The organism is Streptomyces sp. NPDC085866, from assembly GCF_044541035.1.
Classification (GTDB): Bacteria; Actinomycetota; Actinomycetes; order Streptomycetales; family Streptomycetaceae; genus Streptomyces.
Genome location: NZ_JBITSQ010000032.1, coordinates 951 through 15,822, shown reverse-complemented (window position 1 = coordinate 15,822; position 14,872 = coordinate 951). Strand labels below are relative to the sequence as shown.

General features: G+C 73.5%; 14 protein-coding genes. 3 read left to right on the top strand and 11 right to left on the bottom strand.

The window, feature by feature from the left end:
- The first annotated feature begins 13 nt into the window (after window positions 1-13).
- Window positions 14-1,663, top strand: coding sequence for a PucR family transcriptional regulator (locus tag ACIF83_RS44905; protein ID WP_393476541.1), 1,650 nt, complete (start codon window positions 14-16; stop codon window positions 1,661-1,663).
- Here ACIF83_RS44905 and ACIF83_RS44900 read toward each other — a convergent pair.
- The 6 genes from ACIF83_RS44900 to ACIF83_RS44875 all read right to left on the bottom strand — a co-directional run bounded on the left by ACIF83_RS44900 (window position 1,660) and on the right by ACIF83_RS44875 (window position 7,781).
- The gene (locus ACIF83_RS44900; protein WP_393476543.1) at window positions 1,660-2,796 is read right to left on the bottom strand and encodes a glycosyltransferase family 4 protein; all 1,137 of its coding nucleotides are present in this window, start codon (window positions 2,794-2,796) and stop codon (window positions 1,660-1,662) included. The two genes, ACIF83_RS44905 and ACIF83_RS44900, sit on opposite strands and share 4 nt — an antisense overlap.
- Window positions 2,797-3,119: 323 nt before the next feature.
- Window positions 3,120-3,881, bottom strand: a complete 762-nt coding sequence (locus ACIF83_RS44895) for a hypothetical protein (protein WP_393476546.1) — start codon at window positions 3,879-3,881, stop codon at window positions 3,120-3,122.
- A 10-nt stretch (window positions 3,882-3,891) separates the two neighbouring features.
- Window positions 3,892-5,634, bottom strand: a complete 1,743-nt coding sequence (gene recN, locus ACIF83_RS44890; protein WP_393476549.1) for a DNA repair protein RecN — start codon at window positions 5,632-5,634, stop codon at window positions 3,892-3,894.
- Between the two features lie 39 nt (window positions 5,635-5,673).
- The gene (locus ACIF83_RS44885) at window positions 5,674-6,591 is read right to left on the bottom strand and encodes an NAD kinase (RefSeq protein WP_386574499.1); all 918 of its coding nucleotides are present in this window, start codon (window positions 6,589-6,591) and stop codon (window positions 5,674-5,676) included.
- The gene (locus tag ACIF83_RS44880; RefSeq protein WP_386574498.1) at window positions 6,588-7,403 is read right to left on the bottom strand and encodes a TlyA family RNA methyltransferase; all 816 of its coding nucleotides are present in this window, start codon (window positions 7,401-7,403) and stop codon (window positions 6,588-6,590) included. The genes ACIF83_RS44885 and ACIF83_RS44880 overlap by 4 nt, the downstream gene beginning before the upstream one ends.
- Window positions 7,404-7,472: 69 nt before the next feature.
- The gene (locus tag ACIF83_RS44875) at window positions 7,473-7,781 is read right to left on the bottom strand and encodes a hypothetical protein (protein WP_393476552.1); all 309 of its coding nucleotides are present in this window, start codon (window positions 7,779-7,781) and stop codon (window positions 7,473-7,475) included.
- 42 nt (window positions 7,782-7,823) lie between these two features.
- On the opposite strand from ACIF83_RS44875, the gene ACIF83_RS44870 reads away from it, so the two are divergent.
- On the top strand, window positions 7,824-8,171 hold the full coding sequence (locus ACIF83_RS44870) for an SCP2 sterol-binding domain-containing protein (RefSeq protein WP_393476555.1): 348 nt from the start codon (window positions 7,824-7,826) through the stop codon (window positions 8,169-8,171).
- On the opposite strand, the gene ACIF83_RS44865 is transcribed toward ACIF83_RS44870, so the two are convergent.
- The 4 genes from ACIF83_RS44865 to ACIF83_RS44850 all read right to left on the bottom strand — a co-directional run bounded on the left by ACIF83_RS44865 (window position 8,155) and on the right by ACIF83_RS44850 (window position 12,270).
- The gene (locus ACIF83_RS44865; protein ID WP_393476557.1) at window positions 8,155-8,967 is read right to left on the bottom strand and encodes an ABC transporter ATP-binding protein; all 813 of its coding nucleotides are present in this window, start codon (window positions 8,965-8,967) and stop codon (window positions 8,155-8,157) included. The two genes, ACIF83_RS44870 and ACIF83_RS44865, sit on opposite strands and share 17 nt — an antisense overlap.
- Window positions 8,968-9,026: 59 nt before the next feature.
- Window positions 9,027-10,064 (bottom strand): FecCD family ABC transporter permease, encoded by a 1,038-nt coding sequence (locus ACIF83_RS44860; protein ID WP_393476560.1) that lies wholly within the window; start codon window positions 10,062-10,064, stop codon window positions 9,027-9,029.
- Window positions 10,061-11,104, bottom strand: a complete 1,044-nt coding sequence (locus tag ACIF83_RS44855) for a FecCD family ABC transporter permease (protein ID WP_393476563.1) — start codon at window positions 11,102-11,104, stop codon at window positions 10,061-10,063. The genes ACIF83_RS44860 and ACIF83_RS44855 overlap by 4 nt, the downstream gene beginning before the upstream one ends.
- Window positions 11,105-11,202: 98 nt before the next feature.
- Complete coding sequence (locus ACIF83_RS44850; RefSeq protein ID WP_399736312.1) at window positions 11,203-12,270, bottom strand: HAD-IIA family hydrolase; 1,068 nt, start codon at window positions 12,268-12,270, stop codon at window positions 11,203-11,205.
- Between the two features lie 73 nt (window positions 12,271-12,343).
- Here ACIF83_RS44850 and ACIF83_RS44845 point away from each other — a divergent pair, with 73 nt between their 5' ends.
- On the top strand, window positions 12,344-13,627 hold the full coding sequence (locus ACIF83_RS44845) for a DUF1015 domain-containing protein (RefSeq protein WP_399736309.1): 1,284 nt from the start codon (window positions 12,344-12,346) through the stop codon (window positions 13,625-13,627).
- 93 nt (window positions 13,628-13,720) lie between these two features.
- Here the strand turns inward: ACIF83_RS44845 and ACIF83_RS44840 are convergent, their stop codons facing one another.
- The gene (locus tag ACIF83_RS44840; RefSeq protein ID WP_399736387.1) at window positions 13,721-14,530 is read right to left on the bottom strand and encodes a hypothetical protein; all 810 of its coding nucleotides are present in this window, start codon (window positions 14,528-14,530) and stop codon (window positions 13,721-13,723) included.
- Between the last annotated feature and the right edge of the window lie 342 nt (window positions 14,531-14,872).

The following is a 14,872-nucleotide window of genomic DNA, read 5'->3' as shown; positions in this document are numbered from 1 at the left end:
TAGCGTCCGCTCCATGGACAGCGGTACGGAGAGCAGATTCGCCACTCAGGGCGCCGGGATCACCGTTCAACGGGCGCTGGAGCTGCCGGGACTGCGCAGTGGGCTCCCGGAGATCCTGGCGGGCGCCGACCGGCTGGGGCGCACGGTCCGCTGGGTGCACGCGGGCGAGGTGCCGAACATCGCCTCGCTGCTCAAGGGCGGCGAGTTGCTGCTGACCACGGGCTACGGCCTCGGGACCCGCCCGGCCGAGCAGCGCGCGTTCGTGCGCACCCTCGCCGAGCGCGGGATCGCCGCGCTGGTGGTGGAGCTGGGCCCGCGCTTCACCCGGCTGCCGGCCGCCCTGGTGGACACCGCCCGCAGCGCGGGGCTGCCCCTGGTCCAGCTGCACCGCGAGGTGCCGTTCGTGACCGTCACCGAGGAGATCCACACCGAGATCGTCAACGGCCACTACGCGCTGCTGCAGCGTGCGGAGGAGGTGCACCGGCGGTGTACCGAGGCACTGTTGGGCGGTGGCGGGGTACCTCAGGTGCTGGGCATCCTGGCCGACTTCAGCGCCAACCCGGTGTTCCTGGAGACGGTGGACGGCCGGCTGCTGTACGCCGCCGGGTCCGGCCCCGAGGGCGCGGATCCGCTGCAGGTGTGGGAGGGGCTACGGGGTCCGCACAAGGACGCGCCGCCGCCCGCCGGTTCGGTGCTCGTGGACGTGCCCGGCGGCGGGCCGGGAGCGGGGCCGGGGGCGGTACGGGCCCGGCTGGTGCTGCTGCCGGTGCGCTCGCCGCTGGCTCCGGTGCACCGGATCGCCGCCGAGCGGGCCGCGGGCATCCTGGCCGTGGTGCTGATGCAGGCCCGGCAGGAGGAGGAGCTGGCGGCGCGCGGGCGCGGCGACTTCCTGACCGATCTGGCCGAGGGCCGTATCACTGCCGAGGACGCCCCGGCGCAGGCCCGGGTCCTCGGCTTCAAGCCCGGCAACAGCCCGCTGCTGCCCGTGGTGATGCGGGTCGGGGACTCGCTCTCCCCCGGCGGAGGCTGGGCGGTGCTGGCGCGGGCGGTCGCCGAGGAGCTGGCCTCGGTGGGCGTGCCGGTGCTGCTGGGTGTGCGGCCGGTCGAGGGCCGGGTGCCGGTGCTGCTCGGGCTGCGCTCGGAGTCGGAGCGCTCCGCGGTCGCGGACCGGGTGGCGGCGGCGCTGCGGGCGGGCGTCGAGCGGGCCGGGATGCAGCGGCCGGGCGCCCCGCCGCCGGTCGTGGTGGTCGGGGTGGCCGGTGGCTGGGCGGCCGCGTCGGCGGGCCTGCGGCACGCGGCGGAGACGGCGACGGCGGCGCAGGGCCTGACCGACCGCCCCTGGTACGACGCCCGCCGCCTGGACATCGACCTGCTGCTGTGGCGGCTGCGGGACCACCCGGACCTGGCGGCCTTCGTGGACCGCGCGATCGGCCCGCTGCGCGACCACGACCTCCGCTCCAAGCCGCCGCTGCTGCCCACCCTGGAGACCTATCTGGCGCATGCGGGCCGCAAGGCGGAGACCGCCCGCGAGCTGCACCTCAACCGCCAGACCCTCTACAACCGGCTCGCCCGCATCGGGGAGTTGCTGGGAACCGACCTCGACGACCCGCAGACCGTACTGGCGTTGAGCCTCGCCCTGCGGGCGCGTCGGCACGTGCCCTAGGCGAGCGGCCTCGGCTGGGTCAACTCGTCGTAGACGCTGAGCACTTGGGCGACGGTCTCGTCCTCCGTCGGCCAGGTGGCCGCCTGTCGCGTGCCCCGCTCCCGCAGCAGCTCGCGCCGCTCCGGATCCGCGAGCAGCCGTACGACGGTGTCCGCGAGCGCCTCCGCGTCGCCGTACGGGACGAGTTCGGCGGCGTCGCCGACCAGGTCCGGGACGCCGCCGACACGGGTCGCGACGAGCGGCACACGCGCGTGCAGCGCCTCCTGGGCGAGGACGGACCGGGACTCCCAACTGCTGGTCACCAGTGCGAGATCGGCGGCCGCGAGCAGCTCGGGCACGTCCTCGCGGCGTCCGACGAGCCGCACCGGCAGCTCCTCGTCCTCGATCCGCCGCTGCAGCACCGGCCGCAGCGGCCCCTCCCCCGCCACGACGACCAGCGGTACCGGGTCGAGGTCCCGCCAGGCGCGGGCCGCGTCGAGCAGGACGTCGTAGCCGCGCTCCCGGTCGAGGGAGCCGACCGCCATGAGCACCGGGCGGCCGGTGGCGCCGAGTTCGGCGCGGGTCTTGGGCCGCAGCCGGTCGGGGTCGTCGTGGTCGACCGGGCGGCGCCGCCCGGGCAGGCCCACGGCCGCGAGCCGGGCGTCCCGGGCGCCCGTCCGGCGCGCCCGGTCGACCAGGTCGGAGGTGGTGCCGAGCACCACGGCGGCCGTCCTGACCACGCGCCGCTCCAGCAGCCGCAGCAGATGCGCCCGCGCCCCCTCGGCCCGGGCCCGGTTGTGCCAGGTGACCACCAGCGGGGTGCGGCGCCCGCTGAGCGCGAGCACGGCACGGAAGGAGGCGTGCAGTCCGTGCGCGTGCACCAGGTCGGCGTCGGCGCAGGCCGCCCGGAGCGCGGCCACGGAGCCCGGGTCGCTGCTGCGCGGGACGTGCACATGGTCGGCGCCGACCCCGGTGAAGTCGTAGGCGTGATCGGCCTCGTCTGGGGCGCACACCGTGACCCGCACGCCCCGGGCGACGAGCCCCTCGGCCAGGGAGCGCACGTGCGCACTGCTGCCGGCGTTGCCTCCGCCCAGCACCTGCACGGTGCGCAGCGGCGACTGGCCGTGCGGTGCGTTGCTGCTCACGGGGCTCACGAGGCCGGGGCTCCTGACTCGGCGCGGGCGATCACGAAGAAAAGTACTGAAGGAAGAAACGTACTGAAGGTATCGGGCGGAGAGGGGCGGAAGGACATACCGCGCGCCTCCCGCGCGGACTGCGTTCGACCCGCCACCCGCGCTGCGTTCACCCGCCGCCCGCCCTGCGTTACCTGCCAAGCATGCCAGGACGTACGGCCGTTCCGGGTAATCCGGGGAGGCGCACAGCGCGGCGGGCCGGAGCAGTGCGCCGGAGCATGTCACCCACACGGGTGAAGAAGACCTCGGCTCGACGGAACGGTACGGGCGCCCGTACCGCCAGGTCAGAGACTCACAGCGCGCGCCGCGGCGCTCACCCGGTCCCCATATGCCGCAGCAGCCACCACTACAACGGCGTGCGCGAGCAACCCCGTGCGCCGGTTGCACGCGACCACGGCGGCACCGAGCGCCGCCCCCAGGGCGTGCGCCCCGGCGTCACCGATCATCACGCGCTCCCCGAGGTCGTCGGGCAGCACGGCCGCGGCACCGCCCAGGGCCGCCGCGGCCAGTTCCCCGCCCGGCCCGTTGCGCAGCAGCCCCGGCGCCCCGAGCGCGAGGACCGCACCGGCGGCACGCCCCGGCCGTACGTCTACCAGGTTCACGAAGTGCGCGGCCCCGGCGATCACCACACCCGCCAGCGCCTTGTCGAGGGGCCGCTCCTTCATCAGGGCACCGGCCACCAGCCCGGCGGCGGAGATCCCGAACAACTTCACGGCCCCGCTGGTGACTTCACCGTCCCGCAGCGCACCCAGGTGTGCCCGGAACCCACGCCGCGGATCCCCGGCCCCGGCGACGTCGTCGTACGCCCCGCAGGCCCCGGCGGCCAGCACCGCGAGCCCGGCACCGGGGTGCACCCGGGCGGCCGCGACCGCCGTGCCGAGAGCCGAGGCGGGCCCGGCGTACAGCCCGACGGTCCGCCCCGCGTGGTTCTTCCGCTCCCAGCGCTCGCGCCCGCCGGGCGGCTCGGCGCGCAGGAACGTCTGGCCGGCCCGGGTGAGCGCGGCGGACAGCAGGAACGAGCGGGACCTTCGGGCGCGGTCGATCATCCCGTCGGCGTCACAGATCCGCTCGGGCCGTGGCCAGCAGCTCCTCCGCGTGCGCACGCGCAGTCTCCGAGTCCTCCTGGCCGGCCAGCATCCGGGACAACTCGCGGACCCGCTCCTCGCCCTCCAGCACCTTCACGCCGGAGCGGGTGACCGAGCCGTCGTTGGTCTTCTCGACCAGCAGCTGGCGGTCGGCGAAGGCGGCGACCTGGGGCAGGTGGGTGACCACCACGACCTGTGCGGTCCTGGCGAGCTTCGCCAGGCGCCGCCCGATCTCCACCGCGGCCTTGCCACCGACACCGGCGTCGACCTCGTCGAAGAGGTACGTCGGCACGGGGTCGGTCCCCGCGAACACGACCTCCACGGCCAGCATCACGCGGGACAGCTCACCGCCGGAGGCGCCCTTGGCAATGGGCCGCGGCGGCGCGCCCGGGTGCGGGGCGAGCAGCAGCTCGACCTCGTCCGCGCCCGCGGGCCCGTACGCGACCGTGCGCCCGTCGACCTCGACGCCCTCCGGGTCCTCGGTCTGCCGGATGTCGAAGGACACGCGCGCGTGGGGCATCGCCAGCGAGGCCAGCTCGGCGGTCACCGCGGCGGCGAACCGCTCGGCGGCCTCCGTCCGGGCGTCCGTCAGCGCCTGCGCCAGCCCGCCCAGCTCGGTACGGAGCACGTCCCGCTCGGCGGTCAGCTCGTCGATCCGCTCGTCGTCGCCGTCCAGCTCGGTGAGCCGCGCGGCACTCTGCTCGGCCCAGGCGAGAACGGCGTTGATGTCGTCGCCGTACTTGCGCGTGAGGCCGTTCAGCGCGGCGCGGCGCTCCTCCACGGCGGCCAGCCGCAGCGGGTCGGCGTCCAGGTCGTCGGCGTACCCGGCCAGCTCGCCGGCCACGTCGCCGAGCAGGATCCCGACCTCACCGATCCGGTCGGCGAGGGAGGCGAGCGCGGGATCGTGGGAGCGGACGGCCTCCAGGGCCCGGTGCGCGCCCGCGACGAGGGTCGAGGCGTCGATCCCCTCGGGGTCCTCGGGATTGCCCGCCAGGGCGGCGTGCGCGGCGGTGGCGGCGGACGACAGCGCCTCGGCGTGCCCGAGCCGCTCCGCCTCCTCGGCCAGCTCCACGTCCTCCCCGGCCCGCGGCTCCACGGCCGCGATCTCCTCGAGCCCGTACCGGAGCATGTCGGCTTCCTGGGCGCGTTCACGCGCGCGCGTGACGATCTCCTCCAGCTCGGCGGAGACCGCCCGCAGCCGCCGGTAGGCCTCGGTGTACTTGGCCAGCGGCACGGTGACGCCGTCGCCCGCGTACCGGTCCAGGGCCTGCCGCTGCCGGGACAGCTTCAGCAGCCCCTGCTGGTCGGTCTGCCCGTGCACGGCCACCAAGTCGTCGGCCAGCTCGGCGAGCAGCCCCACGGGCACGCTGCGCCCGCCCAGGTGCGCCCGCGAGCGCCCCTCGGCGGAAACGGTACGGCTGATCAGCAGGGCACCGTCGTCCAGCTCGGCCCCGGCCTCCTCCGCACGTACGACGGCGGCGGCGTCCGCGGGGACGGCGATCCGCCCCTCCACGACCGCCTTCCCGGCCCCGATCCGCACGAGCGCCGGGTCAGCCCGCCCACCGAGCAGCAGCCCCAGGCTGGTGACCACCATGGTCTTGCCCGCACCCGTCTCACCGGTGACGGCGGTGAACCCCGGCGACAACTCGACGACAGCATCGTCGATGACCCCGAGCGACCGTATCCGCATCTCCTCCAACACGGAACAGACCATACGAGGTCCGGGCGGGCGAGTGCACACGGCCCGCCTATCTCACTCCGGCGAGTGGTGCGGCGCCCCCCGCCACCCATGGGTCGGCAGCGCGAACTTGGCCACGAGCCGATCCGTGAACGAAGCGTGGTGCAGCCGAGCCAGCCGGACCGGCACAGCCCCCCGCCGGACCTCCACCCGCGCCCCAGGGGGCAACTCGATGGTCCGCCGCCCGTCGCACCACAACACCCCCGGCGGGATATGCGGCAGAACCTCCACAGCGAGCACCGAATCCGGCGAGGTGACCAGCGGCTTGGCGAACAGCGCATGCGCACTGATCGGCACCATCAGCAGCGCCTCCACCTCGGGCCACACCACCGGCCCCCCGGCGGAGAACGCGTACGCCGTGGACCCGGTCGGCGTCGACAGCACGATCCCGTCACACCCGAAGGCGGTAACCGGCCGCCCGTCGATCTCGAGCACGACCTCGAGCATCTTCTCGGCGCCGGCCTTCTGCACGGCCGCCTCGTTCAGCGCCCAGTCCGTGTGCACGATGTCCCCGTTGCGGTGCACGACGACATCGACGGTCATCCGCTCCTCGACCTCGTACGACCGCGCGACGACCCGGTCGACCACCCGATCGAGGTCGTCCCGCTCGGCCTCCGCGAGGAACCCCACCCGTCCGAGGTTGACGCCGAGCATCGGCACCCCGGACGCCCGGGCGAACTCCGCGCCGCGCAACAGCGTGCCGTCGCCGCCGAGCACTATCAGCAGCTCACAGCCGTCGAGGCACTGCGGTGTCGCTTCCTTGACCAGCTCGACCTCTTCGGGCAGCGGCAGGTCGCGCGCCTCCTCCTCCAGCACCCGCACCCCGATGCCCTGTCCCAGCAGTCCCTTGACCACGAGTTCCGCACTGCGGATCGCCGCGGGACGCCCGGTGTGGGCGAGCAGGAAAACAGTACGCGCTCGGTTCTGTGTCAACGCGGCCCCTCCGCCACTGCACGGTCAACGTCGGCCGGGTCCAGTTCGGGGGCACCGGACCGCAGCCAGAGAAAGTACTCGACATTGCCCGAGGGACCGGGCAGCGGACTGGCGGTGACTCCACGCACCCCGAGCCCCAGCTCCCAGGCCTTCTCGGCCACCCCCCGCACGGCCTCCGCCCGCAGCTGCGGACTCCGTACGACACCCCCGCTGCCGAGCCGCTCCTTCCCCACCTCGAACTGCGGCTTGACCATCATCACCAGGTCGGCGTCCGGCTTCACGCACCGCTTCAGGGCGGGCAGCACCAGCCCCAGCGGGATGAAGGACAGATCACCCACGACAAGATCCACAGGTTCCCCATCGATCGCCTCGAGCGTCAACTCGCGTACGTTCGTACGGTCCTTGACGGTGACGCGTTCATCGCTCTGGAGAGACCACGCGAGTTGGCCGTATCCGACGTCCACGGCGACCACGTGCGCGGCGCCCGCGCGCAGCAGGACGTCGGTGAAGCCTCCGGTGGACGCGCCGGCGTCCAGCGCGCGCCGCCCCTCGACCACGAGCCCCTGCGGTACGAAGGCCTCCAGCGCGCCCGCGAGCTTGTGCCCGCCCCGCGACACGTAGTCGGGATCGCTGTCGTCGGACTGGACCACGATCGCCGCCGCGGTCTCCACCTGCGTGGCCGGCTTGGTCGCCACGGTCTTGCCGACGGTGACCCGCCCGGCGGCGATCAGCTGGCTGGCGTGCTCGCGCGAGCGCGCGAGCTTCCGGCGGACCAGCTCCGCGTCCAGACGGCGGCGTGCGACTCCTGCCACGTTCGGTTCAGCTCCTGCTTTCGTACGGCGATTCAAAAGGTGTGACCCGAAGGGTCTCCCCGAAGGGTCTCATTGAGGGGCGACGGTCGGGTGCCGGGTGGGAACCGGAGGTCCCGGGCGGGCGTCGAGCGCGGTGAGCGCGTCGCGCAACCCCCGATGTACATCCTCGTACACCTCGAGATGTCCGTCGGTGGCGAGGTGGTCGGTGTCACCCAGCCGCTCCAGCTGGGCGTCGACCTCGGCGTTGCCGGTCGGGGTGCGGGGGACGTTCAGGGGTGCGGGGGCGGCGGGGTCGTACTCGGGTTCGACATCGGCCACGGCCTCCGCCCCGGCCATGAACTCGGTGCCGACCTCGGCCTCTGACACGGACTCGCTCATGCCCAGACGCTACCCCGAACCGCTGGGGTACCGTCGTGCGCGATGGCCACGATCGAGGAGTGCCGCGCCGCACTGGGAAAGCTCTCGGACAACATGCAGGGCGCCGAGGGCGACGCTCGCGCGGCCGCCGCCCTGGACCGCTCCGTGAGCTGCCACATCACCGACCTGGACGTCACCTTCGCCGGCCGGCTCACCGGCGGCCGGATCGAGGTGGACGAGACGTACCCGGGGCCACCGCGCCAGAAGGCGCAGATCAGGCTCGCCATGGCCGGCGACGACCTGGTGGCCCTGGTGAACGGCGAACTGAACTTCGCGACCGCCTGGGGCTCGGGCCGGGTGCGGCTGGAGGCGAACCTGCTGGACCTGTTCCGGCTCAGGAAGCTGCTGTAACCCGCGCCGTACGCGCCTTCCTGGCGGCCGGCACCACCAGGGGGGTCCCGGTCTCGGGGTCGTCGATGATCTGGCAGCGCAGCCCGAAGACCTCCTCGACCAGCTCGGCCGTCACGATGTCGTTCGGGGCGCCCTCGGCGATCACCCGGCCGCCGCGCAGGGCGATGAGGTGGGTGGCGTAACGGGCGGCGTGGTTGAGGTCGTGCAGGACGGCGACGAGGGTGCGGCCCTGGGTCTCGTGCAGCTCCGCGCACAGGTCGAGGACGTCGATCTGGTGCTGGATGTCGAGGTAGGTGGTCGGCTCGTCCAGGAGCAGCAGCGGGGTCTGCTGGGCGAGCGCCATGGCGATCCACACGCGCTGGCGCTGGCCGCCGGACAGCTCGTCCACGTACCGGTCGGCGAGTTCGGCGACGCCCGTCTGCGCCATGGACTCCTGGACGACCCGCTCGTCCTCCGCCGACCACTGCCGCAGGATGCCCTGGTGCGGGTAGCGGCCGCGGCCGACGAGGTCGGCGACGGTGATCCCGTCCGGCGCGACGGACGACTGCGGCAGCAGGCCGAGGGTCCGGGCGACCTTCTTGGCGGGCATCGACTGGATGACCTGCCCGTCCAGCAGCACCCGGCCCCGGCTCGGCCTGAGCATCCGCGACAGCGCCCGCAGCAGCGTCGACTTGCCGCACGCGTTCGGGCCGACGATCACCGTGAAGGAGTTGTCGGGGATCTCCACCGACAGCTGTTCGGCGATGACCCGCTGGTCGTAGGCGAGCGTGACGTTCTCGGCGGACAGGCGGTTCACAGTGCTCCTTCGGGTGTTCTTGATCGCTGAGCCGCTCGTGTCCGGCTTCCCCGAGCCGCTCATATCCGGCCCGCCCTGCGCTCGGTGACCAGGAGCCACAGCAGGTAGACGCCGCCGAGGACCCCGGTGACCACGCCGACGGGCAGCTGGTCGGCGCCGAAGGCGCGCTGCGAGGCCCAGTCGGCGGTGACCAGGAGGGCGGCGCCCATGCACAGGGACGGCAGCAGGTTCGGGCCGGGAGACCGGGTCAGGCGACGGGCGAGCTGGGGTGCCGTGAGGGCCACGAAGCCGACCGGGCCGGCCGCGGCGGTGGCGGTCGCGGTGAGCAGGACGGCGGCCACCATCAGCAGCGCCCGTACCCGCTCGACGCGCACGCCGAGGGCGTTCGAGACGTCGTCGCCCATCTCCATCGTCCTGAGGCCGCGCGCGTTGGCGAGGACGAGCGGCACGAGTACGGCGCACAGCCCGAGCAGCGGCCAGACCTGGTCCCAGTCGCGGCCGTTGAGGGACCCCGTCATCCAGACGACGGCACGGGCCGCGTCGACGATGTCGGACACGGTGAGCAGATAGCCGTTGATCGCCGTGACGACCGCGGAGAGGCCGATTCCGACCAGGACCAGTCGATAACCGTGCACGCCCTGCTTCCAGGCGAGCAGATAGATGGCTAGCCCGGTCACCAGGCCGCCGACGAGCGCGCCCACGGTGACCTGGGCCGCGCTCCCGGAGAACAGCACGATCATCACGAGCGCCCCGGCGGTCGCCCCCTGCCCGAGGCCGAGCACGTCCGGGCTGCCCAGCGGATTGCGGGTGACGGCCTGGAACAGCGCCCCGCCGAGCCCCAGGGAGGCGCCGACCAGCAGCCCGACCAGGACCCGCGGCAGCCGCAGCTCGTCGACGATGAACTCCTGGCCGGCGTTGCCGTCGCCGAGCAGTGTCCTTACCACGTCGCTCGCCGAGATCGGGAAGTCGCCGGTACCGATCAGCACGACACTCGCGGCGAGCGCGGCGAGCAGCAGCAGGACGACGACGGTGACGGCCCGCACGTCCAGCCGCAGCGAGAGCCCGCCCGGCGTCCTGATGACACGGTTGGTCTTCACAGCTGGGCCGTCCTCCGCCGTCGTACGAGAAAGATGAAGACCGGACCGCCGATGATCGCGGTGACGATGCCGACCTGGAGCTCCGAGGGGCGGGCCACGACCCGGCCGATGACGTCGGCGCCGAGCAGCAGCACGGGGGACAGGACCGTCGTGTACGGCAGGATCCAGCGCAGGTCGGGGCCGGTGAAGGAGCGCACGACGTGCGGGACCATCAGGCCGACGAAGACGATCGGGCCGCAGGCCGCGGTCGCGGCGCCGCAGAGCACGGTGGCGGCGAGCATGGCCAGCGTCCGGGTGCGGGCCAGGTCGGCACCGAGGGCACGCGCGGTGTCGTCGCCCATCGCCACGGCGTTCAGCGGCCGGGCCAGGGCGAGCGCGAGGAGCGTGCCGGCCGCGAGGAACGGCAGCACCTGCACGATGGTCGAGTCGGTGGCCGAGGCCAGCGAACCCACCGTCCAGAAGCGCATTCTGGCCAGCGCCGCGTCGTCCATGATCATCACGGCTTGGAGATAGCCGTACAACGCGGCGCTGATCGCCGTACCGGCGAGCGCCAGCCGTACCGGTGTGGCGCCCCGGCTGCCGCCGAGGAACCAGACCAGCGCGCCGACCGCCGCCGCCCCGCCGAAGGCGAACCACACATAGCCGGTGAGGCTGGTGACGCCGAAGTAGGTGATGGCCGTGACGACGGCGGCGGAGGCACCGGCGTTGATGCCGAGCAGCCCCGGGTCGGCCAGCGGGTTGCGGGTCAGCGCCTGCAGCACCGCCCCGGACAGGCCGAGCGCGGCGCCGGCCAGCAGACCGAGGACCGTACGCGAGAGCCGCTCGTCGACGACGACGTCGCCGTACGTCCCCGTGTCGTGGAACAGGCCGTGCCAGACCTGGTCCGACGTCAGCGCTTTCGCCCCGATCGCGATGCTCGCCAGGGCGACGAGCACCAGGATCGCGACGGAGAGGAGGAGCCCAAGGGCCCGTACCGCCCGGCGGGTTGGGGGCGCGGGGGCGGTCTCCGCGCGCTGTTCCGGAGGACTGTCGACCAACACGAAGTTAGGTTAGCCTACCCTCGCATGTGATCTCGATGCCGAGGTCTCGATGCCGAGGTCTCGATCCTGCGGTTGTCGGTCCCCAGGTTGACGCGCGGTCAGAGCCCGAGCCGGGCCAGCGCCTTCCCTCCGTCCAGCTCGCAGGAACCGTCCCCGGCAGCCGTCCAGGCCGCCGCGCACAGGGCCCGCAGCCCGTCCAGGGCATCGCCCTCGCCCTCCAGCTCCAGCCTCCCCCAAGCTCCCGACTTCGCTCCAGCAGAGGGGACCCCCATCGCCCCTGCGGTCGCCGTCCAGCCCCCACAGCGGAAACCGGCCCCGTCCTCGGTGACCTCCGGCTGGCCCGTGAGCAACCCGCGCAGATCCGCGTCCACATACGTCGGCCGGTACTGCGGCGGCGCGGCCAGCAGCAGCCGGCCGTCCGTGACACCGGTCAGCACCAGCAGCGAGTCCACCCCGCCGTTGAACGCGCCCTCGATGTCAGTGTCCAGCCGGTCCCCGACCACCAATGGCCGCTTCGCGCCCGTACGCAGGATCGTCTCCCGGTGCATGGGGGGCAGCGGCTTGCCCGCCACCTGAGGCTCCGCACCCGTCGCGATCCGGACGACCTCCACGGCCGCCCCGTTGCCCGGTGCGATGCCCCGCCCGCTGGGAATCGTCAGGTCGGTGTTGGACGCGAACCACGGCACCCCGCGCGCCACGGCGTACGACGCCTCCGCGAACCGCCCCCACGTCAGCTCGGGCCCGCCGTACCCCTGCACCACCGCCGCCGGATCGTCGTCCGCCGACTCCACCGGCGTCAGACCGCGCTCGCGCAGCGCCACCCGCAGCCCCTCACCACCGATCACCAGCACCCGCGACCCGGCCGGCACCTGCTCGCTGATCAGCCGCGCGACCGCCTGCGCCGAGGTGATGACGTCGTTTGCCCCCGTCGGTATCCCCAGCTCCGTCAGGTGCTCCGCCACGGCGTCCGGCGTGCGCAGCGCGTTGTTGGTGACGTAGGCCAGATGCATCCCGCACGCGCGGGCCTCGGCCAGCGAGTCGACGGCGTGCACGATCGCGCTCCCGCCCGCGTACACCACCCCGTCCAGATCGAGCAGCGCCGTGTCGTACGCCTCGCTCAGGGGCTGCCCACTGCCCTCGGGCCTCGTCCTGACGCCCTGGCTCATTCCACATCGCTCCTTGCTCGACGGTCTCTCCCCCGATCATCCCGCACGCCACTGACACACGTACGATGCCGGGATGAACACTGCAGGTCACTCGGAAGCAACGGCGCGCCGAGGCCTGGAACTCACCCCGTTCCGAGGCCTTCGTTACGACCCCGACCGGGTCGGCAGCCTGGCCTCCGTCACCTCCCCGCCCTACGACGTCGTCGTCCGCCCCGACGGCCTGCACCATCTCGAGGCCGCGGACCCGTACAACATCGTCCGTCTGATCCTCCCCCAGGCCGGCACCCCCAGCGCCCGCAACGAACAGGCAGCCGACACCCTGCGCCGCTGGCTCGCCGAGGGCGTCCTGACCACCGACCCGGACCCGGCCCTGTACGTGTACGAACAGCGGGACGGCAACGGCATGGTCCAGCGCGGTCTCATCGGCGCTCTACGCGTGTCAGAGCCCGCGGACGGCGTGGTGCTGCCGCACGAGGACGTCATGCCCCCGGTGGTCGCCGACCGCGCGGCCCTGATGCGCGCCACCCGCGCCAACCTGGAACCCCTGCTGCTGACCTACCACGGCAACGGCGCGGCGGCCGAGGTCGTCGAGCGCACGGCGGAACAGCCCCCGCTGCTGGCCACGACCACCGAGGACGGATTCCACCACAGCCTGTGGTCGGTCACCGACCCCGCCGACGTGGCCCGCATCCAGTCCGACCTGGGCCACCACCAGGCCCTCATCGCCGACGGCCACCACCGCTGGGCCACCTACCGGCTGCTGCGCGCCGAGCACCCCTCCCCCAGCCCCTGGGACCACGGCCTGGTCCTGCTGGTCGACACCGCCCGCTACCCGCTGCGCGTCCGCGCCATCCACCGCCTGCTGCACGGCCTGCCGGTCGCGGACGCACTGACAGCCCTGAACGGCCTCTTCCGGGTACGCCACCTCGACGTGCCGCTGGCCGAGGCGCTGGGACTGCTGGCGGACGCGGCCTGTGCCGGCAACGCCTTCCTGCTGGCCGGCGACGGCGCCTTCCACCTCGTCGACCTCCCGGACCCGGACCTGCTGGCCCGCACGATCCCCCAGGACCGTCCGGCCGCCTGGCGCTCCCTGGACGCCACGGTCCTGCACGCCACACTCCTCGACCACGTCTGGCACATCCCCGAGGACTCCCCGGCCCACATCGCCTACATCCACGACACCTCCGCCACGGTCGCGAAGGCGGAGCGCGACGGCGGTACGGCCGTCCTGCTGCACCCGGTCCACGAGGACGTCGTACGCGACCTGGCCCGCCAGGGCGTGACCATGCCCCGCAAGTCGACGTCGTTCGGCCCCAAGCCGGCGTCGGGGCTGGTGCTGCGGGCGCTGGAGATCTGAAGGACCTGACAGATCCCACAGATCTGTCAGCACACATGCGAAAGGGCGGGACCGGCCGGTCCCGCCCTTTTGTCACGTCGTCACCCGCTCGGGTCAGTCCTTGTCGTCGTCCTGAGCGGCGGTGGCGTCCGCAGAGGCAGCGCTGTCATCGCGCTGGTCCTCGTTGCCACCCTCGACCTCCTTGTTCCCGCTCTCGCTCTCGTTCTCGCTCTCGTTCTCGTTCTCGTCGAGGGCGTCGACGAACTCCACGCCGTCCAGCTCGGCGAGCCGGTCGGAGGCGTCCGTGCTGCCGTCCCGGTCCGCCTCGACGGCCTTCGCGAACCACTCGCGCGCCTCGTTCTCCCGGCCCGCGGCCAGCAGGGCGTCGGCGTAGGCGTAGCGCAGTCGCGCGGTCCACGGCTGGACGGAGTTGGAGGCCAGCTCGGGGCTCTGCAGGGTCACGATGGCCGCGTCCAGCTGACCCATGTCACGGCGGGCACCCGCCGCGACGAGCCGCATCTCGACCTGCCCGGCCTTGTCCAGCTTGTGCACCTCGGGGGCGCCGGCCATGTCCAGCGCCTTCTCCGGCCGCCCGAGCCCACGCTCGCAGTCGGCCATCACGGGCCACAGCTCGGCGCTGCCGGTCATGCGCCGCGCGGCACGGAACTCGGCGAGGGCCTCGCTGTACTTCTGGCTGGCGTACGCCGCGAACCCGGCGGCCTCGCGTACGGCGGCCACACGGGACGCCAGACGCAGGGCCACCTTGGAGTAGCCGTAGGCACCCTCGGGGTCCTCGTCGATGAGCCGCGCGACCATCACCAGGTTCTTGGCGACGTCCTCCGCGAGCGTCTTGGGCAGGCTCTGCAGCTCCTGCCGGACGTCCTTGTCGATCTCGTCACCGGTGACGTCCTCCGGGATCGGCAGCCGCTTGATCGGCTCACGGTCCCGGTCGCGCTCGTCGCGGAAGCGGCCGCCACCACGCCGGTCGTCACGGCGGTCGTCACGGCGGTCGTCACGCCCGTCACGCCCGCGGAAGCCACCCGGCCGACCACCGCGGTCGGCCGGCCGGGGCCCACGGCTGCCTCGGTCGTCCCGGCCACGGAAGCCACCGCGCTCACCGCGGTCTCGGTCATCACGGCGGTCGTCACGGCGGTCGTCACGGCGGTCGTCGCGGCGGTCGTCACGGCGGTCGTCGCGGCGGAAACCGCCACGATCGCCGTAGCCGCCGCGGCTGTCGTCGCGCCGGTCGTCGCGGCGGTAGGCGGG